Genomic DNA, 16400 nt, shown 5'->3' with positions numbered 1-16400 from the left:
TGTACGTGCTCGCCCTCACCGCCGCCACGCGGTCGGGGTGCGGGCACTCGCACCCCTCGTCTTGATAGGCTTGAATTCCATGGTAAACAAAATTGGTTTTGACCGTGAGAAGTACATCGAGATGCAGTCTCGACACATCCAGGAGCGCCGCGAAGAAATCGGCGGCAAGCTCTACCTCGAAATGGGTGGCAAGCTCTTTGACGACATGCACGCCTCCCGCGTTCTGCCCGGCTTCACACCCGACAACAAGATTGCGATGCTGGAGCAAATCCGCGACGAGGTAGAGATTCTCATCTGCCTCAACGCCAAGGACCTGCAGCGCAACAAAATCCGCGCTGACCTGGGCATTACCTACGAGGATGACGTGCTCCGCCTGGTCGACGTCTTCCGCGACCGCGGCTTCCTGGTCGAGCACGTGGTGCTCACCCAGATGGAGGACGACAACGCCAAGGCTGTTGCCTTCAAGCAGCGCCTAGAGCGCCTGGGCCTGAAGGTTTCGCGTCACCGCGTCATCCCCGGCTACCCCACCAACACCGACCTGATCGTGAGCGAGGACGGCCTGGGCCGCAACGAGTTCGCCGAAACCACCCGTGACCTGGTGGTTGTTACCGCCCCCGGCCCCGGTTCCGGCAAGCTAGCAACCGCCCTGTCACAGGTCTACCACGAGAACAAGCGCGGGGTGAAGGCTGGCTACGCCAAGTTCGAGACCTTCCCCATCTGGAACCTGCCCCTGGAGCACCCGGTCAACCTTGCCTACGAGGCTGCCACCGTTGACCTTGACGATGCTAATGTAATCGACCATTTCCACCTGACCGCCTACGGCGAGTCCACCGTCAACTACAACCGCGACGTTGAGGCCTTCCCCCTGCTCAAGGTGCTGCTGCAGAAGATGACCGGCACCACCCCCTACCAGTCACCCACCGACATGGGCGTGAACATGGCCGGTAACTGTATCACCGATGACGCCGCCTGCCGGTACGCTTCTGAGCAGGAGATTATCCGCCGCTACTTCAAGGCCCTGGTGGACGAGGCCCGTGGCGGCCTGGACTCCACCCAGTCAGACCGCGCCGCCGTGGTCATGGCCAAGGCCGGTATCAAGGAAACCGACCGCCCGGTCGTCACCCCCGCCCGCCTGCGCGAAGAAACCACCGGTGCCCCCGGTGCGGCGATCGAGCTGGCAGATGGAACCATCATCACCGGTAAGACCACCGACCTGCTCGGCTGCTCGGCTGTTGCCCTGCTGAATGCCCTTAAGTACCTAGCTGGTCTGGATGATTCCAAGCACCTGCTGTCGAATGAGGCTATTGAGCCGATTCAGCAGCTCAAGACCCTGCACCTGGGCAGCCAGAACCCCCGCCTGCACACCGACGAGGTGCTGATTGCCCTCTCAACCTCTGCGGCCCACGATGAGGACGCCCGCGCCGCCCTTGAGCAGATTAAGAACCTGCGTGGGGCTGATGTGCACACCACCACCATTTTGGGCTCGGTGGACGAGGGAATCTTCCGCTCCCTGGGCATGCTGGTCACCTCCGACCCCAAGTTCCAGAAGAAGGCCCTCTACCAGAAGCGCTAGGCTTCCCCGGCAGGGCTTCTGAGTAAGGACACCACCACCCGCTTTCCTGCCTGAGGGCAGGGGAGCAGGTGGCGGCGTCCTTGTTGAAGGTCTGTGGGCCTATCCGGTGTAGGTGGCGTCGTCGACGGGCTCGCCCCAGTTGACGAATTCGCCGTCCTCGTTGAAGGGAGTGACGGCGATGTGGGTCATGGGACCGTCGCTGGTAGCCCCGTGCCAGTGGTTGACGCCGGGTTCGAAGAAGAAGGCTTCCCCGGGCTTGAGGGTCTGGGGCTCCTTGCCTTCGAGCTGGTAGACACAGATGCCGGAGGTCACCACGATAAGCTGGCCAACGTCGTGGGTGTGCCAGTTGGTGCGGGCTTCAGCCTCGAAGGTAACAGCCAGGGACTGTAGCTGGCTGCTGGGGGCCAGCGGGTGCATATAGGCCTGGCCGGTGAAAGAACCGGCAGGCGCGGGCTTGCCTTGCGGGAAGAGCTGGTCTGAAGGAAGGGATGATGCGGTCATATGGGGCCTCCTGAGGGTTTTGTGAAGCAGGCTCGCAGCGAAGCTGCTGGTTCGGGGCTGGCGTGAATCGCCTTGTGAGCGCTAGCGAACCGGGCGAGAGGGTCGGCAGTGAGCGCGAGCCTGCAGAACCTTTTGCCCAGCCCCATATGTATTTTACGGCTCCTCTAGCGCACCAGGGTAGCCTGCTTGAAATCGGGGCTGGGGGCGCAGGTGACCGCGTATTTAGTGGCAGCCAGCTCGTCAATTTTGACCACGTAGTTTTGGGTCTCAAAGTAGGGTGGGATGCCGCCGTATTCTTCGACTGCACCGGGCCCGGCGTTGTAGCCAGCTAGAACAATATCCTGAAGCGAAGCCTCATCCGTTACATAGGGGGCTAGGCGCTCCGAAAGGTAGGCCAGGTAGCGGCCCTGGGCGGCGATGGAGTCTTCGGGGCTGTTGATATCGCCCTTGCCCCAGATGTCCCAGGTGTCTTGGGTGAACTGGGCTAGACCGTGGGCGCCTGCATGTGATTGGGCGGTGGTGACCCAGCCTGATTCGGTTTCTAGCTGGGCTGCCAGCACGCCTGCGCGGAAACCAGAAACCTGGGCGGCAGCTTCAATGTCGTCCCGCAGTTCTGTGGGGGCGTAGGTTAGGTCGGTCTGCCCGCAGTAGTCCTCGTAGGTAGCAGAAAGCCCCACGACACCGGCCGACATCAGCACCGCCGATGCCACAATCTGCCAGTGCGCGACCAGCCCCGCGCCGATGCGCAGGGCTAGGTTGGGCTTGGGGCGTTCACTTGTCATCAGGTCAAGACTACTGGATAACCGCCTTACCCGTCAGGCGCTCACCTGCCATACACGCCCTAGGGTGATGCACTCAACCCGGCAGGCAGCTCCTGCCCGGTGTTGCCTGCCACCGGCGTCCGCACCGGTGAGCCAGCCCTACCCGCCGGTGACGATAATCTGCCCGCGGGCCCCGCGTTCGGCGGCGGCAAAGTTGTGGTTGACGAAGGTGTAGGTGCCCGGCTCAGTAAAGACCATCTCAACGAAGCCGCCCTGGGCGGCAGAGAGATCAAGGGCTTGGGCGCCGCCACCGCTGGTACCAAAGGCATCTACGCCGTCCTGTAGCAGGTAGCCGCCCTCCTTGTAGACCGTGTCGAACTGGCTACCGACCACATGGAAGCTCAGCTCCCCGTTGGGCCCGGCATTGAGCACCCAAATGCGCACGCGCTCGCCGACGCGGGCGGTAAGGGGGTCGCGCAGGTACTGGGTGGCATGCCCGTTAAAGAGGGTGAGGGTGGGGGTGCCTGCGGCTAGACCCTCGGGTGAGATATCGGTGAGGACGCCATCGCCCGGGTCGGTGGTGGAGGTTTGGGTGCTCGTGGTTTTGGTGAGTGCCACCTCGGACTGCACCAGCAGGTATTCGCGGTCTACCTCGGGCAGGTCGGCGGGGTCGATGATGACAGCCCCGAACATGCCCGCTGCAAGGTGGGCGCTCATGGGCATGGCGGAGCAGTGGTAGAGCCAGATGCCAGAGCGCACGGCCTCAAAACGGTAGGTGAGAGATTCACCCGGGGCGATGGTGCGCATGACCTCGTCGGGGGAGACGGTTCCGGCGTGGAAGTCTACCGAGTGGCCCATGCTGCCGTTGTTGACGAGTGTAATTTCAAAAATATCGCCCACGCGCCCGCGCAGGGTGGGGCCCATGTAGGAGCCGTTGAAGGTCCAGGCGTTGAGATTGACCCCGGGGGCGATTTCGCGGGGGAGTTCCTGAACATCCAGGGTCTGGCGGTGCACGGTGCGGCCGTCTACGTTTTCTCCCTCGGGCACGGGGGCGAGGGTGGCGTCGCGGGTCTGGTAGCTTTCAGAGATATCGCCCTGCAGGTCAATATCGGTTGAAGCAAGCACTGGGCTGCTCGCGCTGTGCCCGGCGTGGTCTGCGCCGCTAGCGCCGCTGGAACCTGCTTGGGCGGCGTCCGCCCCGCTTGCTACTACCGTGAAGGTCATGCCCATAGCCTGGTGCCCGACCACCGAGCACCAGCCCTCTAAGTCGCCGGTGATGATGCCGACGTCCACGGTCTTGCTCGCCCCGGGGTCGATGCGGCCGGTAGAAGTTCCGTTAGAGAAAGTTAGGTCGTGGGCGTTTTTGGTGTCGGTGTTGGTGACCTCAATGACCAGACGGTTGCCCACCGGCACCTCCACGGTATCGGGGGTAAAGCGCATGTCGGCGGTGGCTTCAACGGCCAGGGTGGTGGTCTGGCCGGTGGCGCTAGCTGTGGACGCCCCCGTAGTCAGGCGGGCGCGGGCCGCCGGGTCAACCGCTACTCCCAAGGCTACGACCATGACGACGGCTAGGGTGCCGATGAGGGCGTTGCGCAGGTGGGGGGCTGGTGCGGGGGTGAGGGCTTGCGGGTCGGGGGTGGGGGCTTCGCCGCGGGCGCGGGCCTGAATCATAGCCTTGCGGACGCTCACCGAGGCGCGTACCCCGCGTAGCATGAGGGGGATGAAGGCGAAGAGGGTGAAGGCGCCGAGCAGGGAGACACCGGTTCGCACCCAGGAGCCGGTGAAGGAAACCGGCAGGAGGAAGATGAGCAGGGAGAGGTTGACCATGATGGCGCGGCCTGCGGCGAAGCGGTTGAATTCGGTGTTAGCGGCGCGCACTGCTTTGGGGCCGCCGCCCATGCGGGCAGGTAGTAGGTAGGTCATGGCACCTAGCAGGGTCTGGGCCAGGAAGCCGGCAACGAAGATGGGGGTGACCGGGCGCAAGGTTAGGGAGTCGAAGAGGGATGTTGCCACTAGGTAGGCGGAGAAAAGGACGCCAGCGGTCAGCCAGACCATGCCGGCGGCTACCGAGAAGGCGGCGTAGTCGGAGGGTTTCTTGGCGGTGGTGGTGTGTACCATCAGGGCAAGCACCAGTGCCAGGGCAGCTGCGTAGAGAAGCAGTCCAGCAACGGCTAGCCAGGTAAGACCTGCCAGGGCACCTGCCACGGTGAGCCCCAGACCCGCGCACAGGCCTGCCAGGGCGCGGGTGGAGCGGGCGACGGCGTCCGGCACCATCACCGTGCGTAGCATGGTGGGCCAGAGGGTCATGAGGGTGCCGACCACGGTGATGCCCACAAAGCCCAGAACGTTGATAGCCTCGTGGGCCAGCAAAAGACGGCCGTGCCAGCTTGCGCTCAGACCGTCGTAGGCCAGCAGGGCGCCGAAGGTTGCACCCAACGGCAGTAGCCAGGAGGCTGCAATGTAGTAGTGGATCGTCACCCCGAAGCGGGCGGGCAGGGCCGTGCGCATCTGCTGTAACAGGGCCACCCCGTGCCAGGTCACCGCAGCACCCACGCCTACCGAGCCCAGCACAGTCAGCGGGTAGAGGGAAAAGACTACACCCACCATTAACACCACCATTGAGGCGTTTAGGGTGTAGATGCGGGCCAGCTGCACGGGCCTAGCGCTATCGGGGAGCTTGTGCTTGAGCAGTGCCTCGGTAAAGTGCTGGGACCAGACCAGAATCGAGTTGGTAATGAGGCCCAGGGTTACCATGTGAACCATTAGCCAGAGGGACTCTGGAATCCACCTATGGGTCATGAGCACGATGAAGAGGGCGAACATCCACACCGACACCGGCTTCGATGCCTTCCGATGCCAGGTGCGGCGGCCGGTGGCGATATCGCGGGCCTGCTGGTCGGTGATAGGTGTGCCGGGAGCGTCGAGCGGACGCGCCCCCAAGGTCAGCTGCTCGCGGTAACCGGGGCGGGGGGCGGCGTCCTTCTCAGGCATCTCAACTCCAAAACTTGTATGCGTAATGCTGATTATAGCAAGCTGGGTAAACTGAACAGTATGACCCTAGCTATCGTGATGACCTTTATCGCCGTCGTCCTCATTGCCGTTGGCATCGTCGGTATTGTTTACCCTATTTTGCCCGGCTCTTTCGCTGTGCTCGGCGGCGTGCTGCTCTGGGGGCTGACCCTGCGCGGGCCTGAGGGCTGGTGGCTACTGGGTCTAGGCCTACCCATCATGCTTGCGGGCATGGCTGCCCAGGCCCTGCTCACCGGTAAGACCCTCAAACAGCGAGCTATTCCCAACCGCTCAATCCTCTGGGGCGTTCTCGGTGCGGTAATCGGCATGTTTGTAATCCCCGTCGTCGGCCTCTTCGTCGGCTTCGCGGTAGCCCTACTGCTCAGCGAAACCGTGCGCAGCCAGGGCGATATCGCTACCTCAGTACGCAGCACCCTGGCCGCCCTCAAATCAATGGGCATCGGCATCCTCATCGAACTCGCCGCAGCCCTAACCACAGGCACTATCTTTACGATCTGCGCCATCACCTACTTCATCACCGCCTAGTCGGTAGACTGGTTTCCCGTGAAAACACTGCCTGCTTCCCTCATTCTTGCCGCCACCGCCATCGTCCAGGCCCTCGGCATCTTCCGCTACACCGAAGACACCATGGCTCTTTCCGGTCACATCTTCTTCCCCGTGCTCTTTGCGCTCATGGCCATCTACATCACCTGGCGCAACAAAGAGAACAACGGCGCCTTTCCCCTTGCCCACATCATCATCGCCGCCCTCGCCGTTGTAGCCCTGGGCGCCACCATCGCCGGGTGGAGCGCCAGCCTCTACTACTTCTACCCCTCCTACTACGTCTTCTACGCAGCGCTGGCCCTACTCGTCCTCGAACTCGCCCTGCGCATCGCCGCCCTGCCCATGAAGACTGCCGAGCAACGTCCTGCCAAGTGCCTACCCGGCCGCGCCAAAACCAAGCGCGGTACCAACCTGGTAGCCGTCCGCAAGACCGCAGACCAGGACGCCGCAACCCCCACCGAAAAGTAGCCCCAGGTGCCCCTCTTCAGCCTCACCACCCGCCTGCCCGCCCGGCACATCATCTGGCCGGTCCTCACCGGCATCTTCTTCGTAGCGGTCATGCAGTGGCACATCCGCCACTCCATGATCCTCACCGGCCAAGACTTCGAGGTCTACCGCACCGGCGCAGGCGTAGTCTTCGGCGACCTCTACCCCGGTAAAACCCTCTACAACTACTACCTCGAGGACGGGCAGCCCATCACCCTGCCCTTCACCTACCCGCCCTTTGCGGTCATGGTTTTCGCCCCCTTCGCCTTCCTGCCCCTCTGGGTCGGTGCCGGGGTCATGACTCTCCTGGCCGTCCTCGCAGCCCTCTGGGTCTCGGTACTGATCCTCAACCACGCGCGCGCTCGCGGAATCACCGTACCCGGCGAGGCCCTGTTGGGGAGCCGCTCGACGGTTGTAGCGATGGCTACCTGCATCACCATGTTCAGCCCCTGGGACCGCGGTATTGGACTGGCTCAGATTAACGCCCTGATCCTGCTGCTGGTGCTCATTGATCTGCTGCGCCCGGCAACCAGAGTGCCCCGCGGCGTGCTCATCGGTATCGCTGGCGGCATCAAGCTCACCCCGCTGGCTTTCGGCCTGATTCTGCTCATGCGCCGAGACGTCAAGGGGGTGCTCACCCTGGGAGCCACCTTCGCAGCCACGGTTGCCGCCGGTTTCATCTTCATGCCAGCCACCGCCCGCGAATTCTGGTTCTTTGCCATCTCAGACCCCTCCCGCGTAGGCAACATCGCCTATGTCGATAACATCTCCACCCTGGGCTGGCTTCTGCACCTTGGCCTGGCTGAGGGGCCGCTGCTCTCGGCCCTGCGCTACGGTCTTATCCTTGCCCTCTTAGTGGGTGTCGCCTACCTGATCCCGGTGCTACACCGCCACGGCATGGTGCTCTCCCAGATAGCCCTCAACGGGTTTCTCATGATGGCCATGTCGCCCATTTCCTGGTCCCACCACAACATCTGGCTACCCCTGCTCATTGCCGTCTTCTGGCTGGATGCCTTCCCCACCTTCTTCGCCCTCGCCCCCCGCGCACTTCGCCTACTAGCCGGTGCCCTGGCAACCATCGGCTTCACCGGGCTCATCTACGGGCCCATGCGCATCGGCATCTACCTGGACCCTGACACTCACAACCTGGATGAGCTCAGCCAGGCTGCCCTGGCGGCGTCCTCTGCCCCCATCGTCTGCCTCACCGCAGCGGTGTTGCTCTGGGTCGCGGTTGCGGTGCGCTACCGGCGGGCGCTGGCGGTCTAGCCCCTCGGACCGGTTTATGACGCGGACGTCCGCCCTCCCCTTGCGCGGGGTAGGGCGGGTTTCGCTAGGGTAGAGGCATGAGCACACCTAACGACCCCCGTATTCCCTGGCAGACACCTGCCCACCACCCAGCACAGGGTGCGGCACCCGGTGCCGTGCCGGCGTCCGCCCACCTGCAGGAGCAGCTGCCCCACCCGCGTGCACCCCACCCCAACCCGGTACCCCTGCCACCGGTCGGCTGGCGCCCCGGCTATCGGCAAGAAGAGCAGGAGCTAGGTTACCACCGACTCTCCCACGCTGATCCTAAAGGGGCCTGGTGGAAGCCCCTGGTCGAAGCGGTCATCGGGGTGCCGCTCTACCTGGTGCTCTCTCTGCTGCTGGTTGTCGCCTTCTTCTTCGTGCTCCTGCTGGGCCTGGACCCCGCCCTGCCCGCTGACCCCAGCTACCTCATCCTCGCTGCGAGCCCGGAAATCCTCGAACAAGAGGCCCTGCGCAGCCCCGCTACCTTTGTCTTCCTGTTCGGGTCGGTAGCACTCATGTTCCCCGCCCTCTGGGTTGCCCGCCTGATTCTGGGCCCTAAACCCTGGGGCCTGATTCACTCGGTTGCCGGGCGTATGCGCTGGGGCTGGCTAGCTACCTGCTTTGGGATAGCAGCCCTGCTCATTGTGGCCCTGCCCCTCGCCTTTGATATGGCCCTGGGGGCCCGCTACGTTCCCAGTACGACCCTGCCAGCGAGCGGTCTTATCGCCATGCTGGTAGCCATCATTCTGGTGGTACCGGTGCAGGCCTACGCCGAAGAACTAGTCTTCCGCGGCTACCTTATGCAGACCATCGGCCGCTGGCTCAAACACCCTGCCTGGGCCATCGTGATTCCGGCACCGCTCTTTATGCTGGGACACCTCTACGACCTGTGGGGCCAGCTCTCTGTACTGGTCATGGGCCTGGCCGCCGGGTACATCACCTGGCGCACTGGAGGGCTCGAAGCGGCTATTACCCTGCACGTGGTCAACAACCTGCTGGCTATGAGCTTCGGTGTACTGGGTATGGCCGACCCCTTCCTGCAGGAAGGTTCCACCGTGGGCATGTTCATCTCGTCGCTGGTGTCGAACGGTCTGTTCGTGCTGGTCGTTATCTGGGCGGCGAACCGTCGCGGGCTAGAATGCACCCGCTCATCCCTGGTCTGGGTCAAGGGCGACCACACTGAGGGAGCACAGCCTGTCCGGTAAAATGTGGTCTATGACTCTTTCACAGACTTTCGATGCCCGAACCAACATTGATGATTTAGCCGCCTTCGTCACCGCGTCCCCCACCTCCTTCCACGCGGCGGCCGAGGCCGCCCGCCGCCTGACCGCCGCCGGCTTCACCGAGCTGAGCGAGCAGGACGCCTGGGGCAGCACAGCTGCGACCGGCAAGCACTTTGTGGTGCGCGATGGGGCCATCATCGCATGGGTGGGCACCGAAGCCCACGAAAGCTACCGGGTGCTGGGCGCCCACACCGACTCACCGGGCTTCAAGGTTAAGCCCAAGTCCTCCGTGCGCACCCTGACCTGGAACCAGGTGGGGGTCGAAGTCTACGGCGGGCCCCTGCTCAACTCCTGGCTCGACCGCGAACTGCGCCTGGCCGGGCGTCTCACCGTCCTGGTCGACGGGGCGCTCGAAACCCGCCTGGTCGCCACCGGGCCAATTGCCCGCGTCCCCCAGCTCGCCATCCACCTGGACCGTGCCGCCAACGAGGGCCTCAAACTCGATAAGCAGGGCAATCTCTACCCCGTCTGGGGCTTCGGCGACTCCACCGGCAACGTGCTCGCTTACCTGGCCGAACGCGCCGAGGGCGGGCCTATCGACCCCGAAACCATCGTGGGCTACGACCTCATGTTCGCCGACTCCGCCGAACCTCGTGTCTTTGGTGAGAACGATGAACTCTTTGCCTCCGGGCGCCTGGATAACCTCAGCTCCGTCCACGCCGGCCTCACCGCCCTCATCCGCTACGCCGAGACCGGGGTAGAGTCTGCCCAGACCGCAGTGCTCGTCGCCTTTGACCACGAAGAGATCGGCTCAGAATCCCGCTCCGGGGCAGCAGGGCCCTTCCTCGAGGACATCCTGGTTCGGCTTTCTGAGGCCCGTGGCGACTCCTCCGAAGCCTACCGCCGCTCCATCGCAGAGTCGGTCTGCCTCTCATCCGATGCCGGGCACCTGGTCCACCCCAACTACGCAGGGCACCACGACCCGACCGTCCGCCCCGTGCCCGGAGGCGGGCCCCTGCTCAAAATCAACGCCAACCAGCGCTACGCCACCGACGCCGTCGGCGCCGGAATCTTCGCCCAGGCCTGCGCCCTGGCAGGTGTGCCCTACCAGGAGTTCGTCTCCAACAACAACGTGCCCTGCGGCTCCACCATCGGCCCCATCACCGCCACCCGCTTAGGTATGCGCACCGTGGACGTCGGCGTCGGCCTGCTCTCCATGCACTCAGCCCGCGAACTCACCACCGTTGCTGACATGGCCTACCTGACCCGCGCGATTGAGGGGTTCTACAGAATCTAGAGGGCACAGCCCGATGGTCTTGTGCGCGTCGGCACCCTGAACGCCAGCCCCGAGCCAGCCGCCGCGCACAAGACCATCGGGCTTTACCTTTACTTAACTGCCTTCGCTAAAAGCGCAGGTGGGCAGGTTCAGGCTTGCAGGTCTTTTCGGCGTAGGTGAAGAACTGGGTGAAGCCAGCCGGGTTGCTGGAACTGTCGGCAAAAATCTCGTAGGCGCCGCGGCCGTCCTCGTCGCGCTCAGCAACAAGCGGGTTCTCAAGGGCTGCGTTCATAGAGATCGCTAGCCACTGCACGGCACTGTACTGCTCATCGGTGAGCGCACCCCGGGCGTAGGCGCAGCCATTGATCTGCGAGATGCGCAGGCAGACCAGTTCGATGAGCTGGTCATCAAGGCCCGCTGCGCGGGCTGACTCGCCCGCCTGCTTGCTCAAGACGCCAAAAGCTGCCCAGGCTGCCGGGTCAGATTTATCGAGATAAAACTCTTTGGGTGTATCAGATATAGCACCAGCTTACTTGCCAGGCTCTCTAGCAAGCAGCTAGACGGGAGGGCCCGGGGCAAGCCGGTAATCTAGAGGTGCCCCCGTGAAGAGAGGTAACCGTGAACCACACCCCCGAATCGCCCCGTACCGGTGGGGCGCGCGTCCGTCCGCCCGCTGCATCCAAGGATGCCCCCGCGCCCACTCCTGCCCCCGGTGAGCTGGCGGGGCTCCAGGCCCGTCTGGCTCGTGCCAGCCTCACGGGATTTCTGGTTTTTGTGGCAATGTGGCTGGTCAATGCACAGTCCCTTACCAACCCCGTGGATGACGCCGTCTGGCAGGCGTCGCTGACCTGGCGCACGGGCGCGCTCGATGCCTTTTTCTCGGTGCTTACCCAGGCCTTCAACACCCTGCCCATGACGATCTATGTGCTGGTGGCCCTGGGGTTCTTTATCTGGCGCTACCGCTCTGCCTGGCCCCTGGCAACCCTGGGCGTAACCATGATTCTGGCCCCGCTCACCGTCACCCTCATCAAGAATCTTGTGGACCGCCCGCGTCCCTCCCTTACGCACCACCTGGTTGAGGAGCTGACCTTCTCGTTCCCATCGGGGCATTCCACCAGCACCGCTGCCTTCTGCGCTGCCCTCTTTCTCACAGCCTACCCCGCCCTGACACAGCGAGGACGCCGCGCCCTGGGGGTAGGGCTCGGCGCGCTCGCTGTGACCGTCGGGTTTTCCCGTATCTATGTGGGGGTGCACTGGGCTAGCGACGTGGTCGGCGGCCTAGCTCTAGGACTGGCAATCGCCTGCCTGGTGCACCTGGCGGTCTTTACTGCCTATACCAGGAATCAAAAATCGTAACCGGGGTGGTGCGCTTAAACGCGCGGATGCGTCCATAACGCTGATACCGGAAGAACGTGAAGCCAGGGTTCGGGGGAAAAAGCTAGCTCACCGGTGTAGAGAACTGCCGCTGCTGCGACCCTATCGCCTAGGCGCTCCTTCATAGCCTGAAGGTGCCAAGCTTGCTTTATACCAGCGACCGACCGGCTTTTAACCTCGAGAAGAATAAGGCGACCATCGTTGAGTTCTAGGACGAGATCAATCTCTTGGTTACGTTCCCGGAAATGATGCACACGGAAGGCCGCATCGCTCCATTCTTGCTGCTTAAGTAGCTCATTGGTGACAAACTGTTCCAGTAAAGAGCCGTAGTGTTCTCTTCCCCCAATGGTTGAAATTTTATCTATGGTGAACCCGGTCAATGATGCTGCTAAACCGGTATCTACTAACCCGACTTTAGGGCGTCGGATGACCCGAGAGCCATAGTTGAGCCCCCAAGCGGGAGCCTCTTCTAGCAGATACATGCGTTGAAGCAACCCGATGTACTTGTTCACGGTTGTTTCACTGGTGCCTAGGTGCTGAGCTATCCGGCGTTTGACAAGCTCATGGGCTCCGTGAGTTGCAAGATAGCTCATAAGGTTTCGGAGATGTGCTGAAAAATCTCCTTCTTCAATTTCTGCGGCATCATGAGTAGCTAATGCGTCAACATAGTTAGTGAACCACGACCGTTTAGTGCGTTCGCTGGTGCGGAGCAGAGGTACAGGATAACCACCCCTCAGCACGAAGGGAGCGGGGTCCTGGGCGGTGATGTCGCCTTGTGCTCCGGCGAGGATCCAGCTGACAAAATCTTCAGGGGGTAGTGAGAGCTGTTCACCTACACTCAGGGGGCGAAGTGTCACTGACTCTTGACGTCCCGCGAGCGAGTCACCAGAGCCTCTCGTTTTGAGAAGGTTAGCTGATCCTGTAATGATAAAACGCCCTGGGCGACGGTCCTGGTCAACGGCCGCTTTGAGTTGTAAGGTCAGTTCAGGAACACGCTGGAGCTCATCAATCACGAGGGTGTGCCCATTAGCCTGCTGTAGAAATCTAGCGGGATCAGCCTGCGCGAATTCTCGTTGACCGGCATCGTCAAGCGTAACGACGGTTGACTTTTCTCCGGCGAGTTGTTGCGCCAAGGTGGACTTCCCCACCTGCCTGGCTCCTTGGATGACCATAATGGGGGCATCTAAAAGGAGCTCTTGGCAGATGGGGTAAAGATGGCGTGGGAAGGGGGCAGTCATACTCCTTATTTTAGAGAGTGCGTGGAGATTTGCCACCCTTAGAATGGAGATTTACCGCCTCTAGAATGGAGATTTACCCCTGAACGTTACTGCCTATACCAGGAGTCAAAAATCGTAACCGGGGTGGTGCGCTTGTGGCGCGACCGCAGGAACCTGCCCTCGATGTTCTCAGCTGCTGCCGGGGTGATGTCCTTACCCTCGAGGTAGTCATCAATCTGGTCGTAGGTGACTCCCAGTTCGTCCTCGTCGGTACGGCCGGGCTTACCGTCGAGCAGGTCGGCTGTGGGTACCTTCTCCCACAGGCGGGTATCAGCGCCCAGTACCTTGAGCAGGGCCCGGTTCTGGCGCTTATTCAGACCGAAGAGGGGCATGATGTCAGCTCCACCGTCACCGAACTTGGTAAAGAAGCCGGTGACAGCCTCAGCGCCGTGGTCGGTGCCGACCACCAGCAGGTTCTTCTCACCCGCCAGGGCGTACTGGGCGATCATGCGGGCCCGGGCCTTGACGTTGCCCTTGTTGAAGTCAGCAATGGGGTGGCCGGTTGCGGCAGCAAAAGCGGACTCGAAGCCGTCAACAGCCTCTGCGATGTTGTAGGTGACGGTCTGCTGGGGCATGATGAAGCGCAGGGCTGCCTGGGCGTCGTCCTCGTCTGCCTGCACCTTGTAGGGCAGGCGGACGGCAATAAACTCAGCCTCAACCCCCTCTAGCTCTAGCTGCTCCACGGCCAGCTGGCACAGGCGTCCGGCCAGGGTAGAATCCAGCCCGCCCGAAATGCCAAGCACAAAACCGCTGGTGCCGGTGGACTTGAGGTAGTCCACGAGGAATTGGACGCGCTTGCGCACCTCCTCAGCCGGGTCGATGGAGGGCTTCACGCCCAGTTCTTCAATGATGTGAGCCTGTAAATCGCGCATGACTCTATGCTACTGCCCGGCATGCCCCGGGCTTATCGTTAGGACGTAACGCGCCGGTTAACTCTCCACCCAGAGTATGAACTCGCATACGTATGCACAGGCCTACGTTCACTTGAGCCCGTCAGGTGACTACAGTGAAAAGTAGAACACTGACGATGAGGAAATACAGCCATGACTGAACAGAACCAAAACCATAACCCTTACGGTAATTACTATCAGCAGGGTCAGAATGGCCCTTCACACGCGCAACAAGGCCAGCCCTCTCAACAGCAGCCTGGCTTTGGCGCTCCTACTTACGATGCGTACGGCAACGTCATTCCTGCTGATGCTAAAAGCATGGCTATGTTTGCCCATCTCTCGGGTCTGCTGGGCCTGGTGCTAACCGCATCTTTTGCCAGCTTTATCGGCCCCCTCATTTTCTGGGCTATCTACAAGGACAAGCCGGGCTACGGGTTTGTGCGCGTAGCTGCCGCAGGGGCTTTCAATTTCAGCTTCACCCTCTGGTTGGTCAATATTGCCGCCTGGGTACTGACTATCGTTACCTTCGGGCTGGCAGGTTTATTGACCTGGATTGTTTTCATGGCGGTGTGGGTAGCTCTCGTCGTTGTGCATATTCTTGCTGCGGTCAAAGCTAATAGCGGCGAAGTGTTCACTTATCCTATGGTTCTGAAGGTGCTCAAATAGCTAAGGCCAGTCAGAGAAGGGTCTGATTTTTGTTCAACAGCAAATGAATTCTTGCCCAACCTGTTTGGCAGATGAAGCGAATCTATGGCGGAAGCAGGCGAAATAGCGTCCACCCAGCTGTCGGATATGCTCAAAAACTCATTTATCAGCGGCGTTTAAAAGTGTTATGTTGATTCGTCTGAACTTTTAACACTCACAGTTGGAGATCCCCCGCTTGACTTCACACGACGCCTACCTCAACGCAGCCGTTGACCCCGAACTCAACCCCGTCTTCCCCCGCATCGACTTCCGCTACCTCTCAGAAGCCGACATGATTGCAGCGGGCGTAGAAGACGTCGCCGCCTGCACCGACGCCATGGAAGAAGCCCTGGCTCTGCATGCCCGCGGCGACTACCGCATGGCAGGCCACAACGGCGAATCCCACGGCGCCAAAGTCCAATTCCCCGTAAACCCCGCCCACGAGGGTATGCCCGCCGACGGCCCCGACCGCCGCTACGTCGCCATGCCCGCCTACCTGGGTGGCTCCTTCCGCACCATGGGCGTCAAAACCTACGCCTCTAACATCGACAACCGTGAGATTGGCCTGCCCCGCTCCATTCTCATGCTCACCCTCAACGACGCAACCTCTGGTGCCCCCCTGGCCTACATGAGCGCCAACCTGCTCTCGGCCTACCGCACCGGCTGCACCTCCGGCGTCGGCGCCCGCCGCTTCGCCCCCAAAAACGCAAAGGTACTTGGCCTGCTGGGCCCCGGCGTAATCGCCAAAGCAACCGTCGCAGCCCTCATTGAAGCCCGCCCCACCGTTGAGACCATTAAGGTTCTCGGCCGCTCTCAAAAGGGCATCGACACGTTCATCAGCTGGGCCGAAGAAACCTACCCCGGTATGAACGTCATCGCCGTTGAAGAACTCGAAGAGGTCGTGCGCGACTCAGACATCGTCACCTTCTGCACCTCAATCCACGTGGGCGACCCCGAAACCTACCCCACCGTCCGCCGCGAATGGGTCAAGCCCGGCGCCTTCTTCGCCATGCCCGCCGCCTGCAACCTCGACGAGGGCATGTTCGAACCTGACGTGCGCAAACTCGTTGACAACGCCGGTATGTACGATGCCTGGGCTGAAGAAACCGAACCCGGCAAGTCCCACAACTACGTCTCCATCGTCGGCTGCAAGTTCAACGACCGCATCCACAACGGCCTCATGGCCCCTGAAGAACTACGTGACATGGGCGAAGCCCTCAACCACCCCGCCCCCGAGGACGACGAAGAAAAAATCACCGTCTACTCCGTCGGCGGCATGCCTATTGAGGACGTCGCCTGGGGCACCGTGGTCTACCGCAACGCCGTCAGCAAGGGCATCGGCACCGTGCTGAACCTCTGGGACGTCCCCGCAATGTCCTAGCCCTCGGGCGCACACATACTACTAAGGGCGCAGGGGGCTTTCCCCTCCGGCGACTAACCTTCTCGAGCTCGCGCTGGCGCGCTCTCTCGATTCATGCCAGACCCAGCCAGTCGC

General features: G+C 62.1%; 15 protein-coding genes. 9 read left to right on the top strand and 6 right to left on the bottom strand.

The features are described from left to right. Window positions 1–79 precede the first annotated feature (79 nt). On the top strand, window positions 80–1573 hold the full coding sequence (locus tag VSX42_RS05770; RefSeq protein ID WP_326503380.1) for a DUF1846 domain-containing protein: 1494 nt from the start codon (window positions 80–82) through the stop codon (window positions 1571–1573). Window positions 1574–1672: 99 nt separating this feature from the next. Here the strand turns inward: VSX42_RS05770 and VSX42_RS05765 are convergent, their stop codons facing one another. The 3 genes from VSX42_RS05765 to VSX42_RS05755 all read right to left on the bottom strand — a co-directional run bounded on the left by VSX42_RS05765 (window position 1673) and on the right by VSX42_RS05755 (window position 5826). Then, entirely contained in the window at window positions 1673–2074 is a 402-nt protein-coding gene (locus tag VSX42_RS05765) for a cupin domain-containing protein (protein WP_326503379.1), read from the bottom strand. A gap of 164 nt (window positions 2075–2238) precedes the next feature. Then, window positions 2239–2856: a lytic transglycosylase domain-containing protein gene (locus VSX42_RS05760; RefSeq protein ID WP_326503378.1), complete on the bottom strand. Its 618-nt coding sequence runs from the start codon at window positions 2854–2856 to the stop codon at window positions 2239–2241. Between the two features lie 138 nt (window positions 2857–2994). Next, window positions 2995–5826, bottom strand: a complete 2832-nt coding sequence (locus VSX42_RS05755; RefSeq protein ID WP_326503377.1) for a multicopper oxidase domain-containing protein — start codon at window positions 5824–5826, stop codon at window positions 2995–2997. Window positions 5827–5886: 60 nt separating this feature from the next. On the opposite strand from VSX42_RS05755, the gene VSX42_RS05750 reads away from it, so the two are divergent. The 5 genes from VSX42_RS05750 to VSX42_RS05730 all read left to right on the top strand — a co-directional run bounded on the left by VSX42_RS05750 (window position 5887) and on the right by VSX42_RS05730 (window position 10701). Continuing rightward, complete coding sequence (locus VSX42_RS05750) at window positions 5887–6390, top strand: DUF456 domain-containing protein (protein ID WP_326503376.1); 504 nt, start codon at window positions 5887–5889, stop codon at window positions 6388–6390. Window positions 6391–6408: 18 nt separating this feature from the next. Then, window positions 6409–6876: a hypothetical protein gene (locus VSX42_RS05745; RefSeq protein ID WP_326503375.1), complete on the top strand. Its 468-nt coding sequence runs from the start codon at window positions 6409–6411 to the stop codon at window positions 6874–6876. 6 nt (window positions 6877–6882) lie between these two features. Next, on the top strand, window positions 6883–8160 hold the full coding sequence (locus tag VSX42_RS05740; protein ID WP_326503374.1) for a glycosyltransferase 87 family protein: 1278 nt from the start codon (window positions 6883–6885) through the stop codon (window positions 8158–8160). A gap of 77 nt (window positions 8161–8237) precedes the next feature. Next, entirely contained in the window at window positions 8238–9386 is a 1149-nt protein-coding gene (locus VSX42_RS05735) for a CPBP family intramembrane glutamic endopeptidase (protein ID WP_326503373.1), read from the top strand. Window positions 9387–9396: 10 nt separating this feature from the next. Further along, window positions 9397–10701 (top strand): M18 family aminopeptidase, encoded by a 1305-nt coding sequence (locus tag VSX42_RS05730; RefSeq protein WP_326503372.1) that lies wholly within the window; start codon window positions 9397–9399, stop codon window positions 10699–10701. Between the two features lie 106 nt (window positions 10702–10807). Here the strand turns inward: VSX42_RS05730 and VSX42_RS05725 are convergent, their stop codons facing one another. Then, window positions 10808–11131 (bottom strand): carboxymuconolactone decarboxylase family protein, encoded by a 324-nt coding sequence (locus VSX42_RS05725; protein ID WP_326503371.1) that lies wholly within the window; start codon window positions 11129–11131, stop codon window positions 10808–10810. A 167-nt stretch (window positions 11132–11298) separates the two neighbouring features. Here VSX42_RS05725 and VSX42_RS05720 point away from each other — a divergent pair, with 167 nt between their 5' ends. Then, window positions 11299–12036, top strand: coding sequence for a phosphatase PAP2 family protein (locus VSX42_RS05720; RefSeq protein WP_326503370.1), 738 nt, complete (start codon window positions 11299–11301; stop codon window positions 12034–12036). A gap of 14 nt (window positions 12037–12050) precedes the next feature. Here the strand turns inward: VSX42_RS05720 and VSX42_RS05715 are convergent, their stop codons facing one another. Together VSX42_RS05715 and nadE are read right to left on the bottom strand one after the other, a co-directional pair. Beyond that, a complete protein-coding gene (locus tag VSX42_RS05715) occupies window positions 12051–13292 on the bottom strand; it encodes an ATP-binding protein (protein WP_326503369.1) in 1242 nt (413 codons plus the stop codon). A gap of 86 nt (window positions 13293–13378) precedes the next feature. Further along, window positions 13379–14203, bottom strand: coding sequence for an ammonia-dependent NAD(+) synthetase (gene nadE, locus VSX42_RS05710; RefSeq protein ID WP_326503368.1), 825 nt, complete (start codon window positions 14201–14203; stop codon window positions 13379–13381). 171 nt (window positions 14204–14374) lie between these two features. On the opposite strand from nadE, the gene VSX42_RS05705 reads away from it, so the two are divergent. After that, entirely contained in the window at window positions 14375–14887 is a 513-nt protein-coding gene (locus tag VSX42_RS05705) for a DUF4870 domain-containing protein (RefSeq protein WP_326503367.1), read from the top strand. A gap of 214 nt (window positions 14888–15101) precedes the next feature. Beyond that, on the top strand, window positions 15102–16286 hold the full coding sequence (locus VSX42_RS05700) for a tyramine oxidase subunit B (RefSeq protein WP_326503366.1): 1185 nt from the start codon (window positions 15102–15104) through the stop codon (window positions 16284–16286). The last annotated feature ends 114 nt before the right edge of the window (window positions 16287–16400 follow it).

Source organism: Rothia nasimurium, from assembly GCF_035916755.1.
Classification (GTDB): domain Bacteria; phylum Actinomycetota; class Actinomycetes; order Actinomycetales; family Micrococcaceae; genus Rothia.
This window is presented reverse-complemented; position numbering and strand designations above follow the sequence as displayed.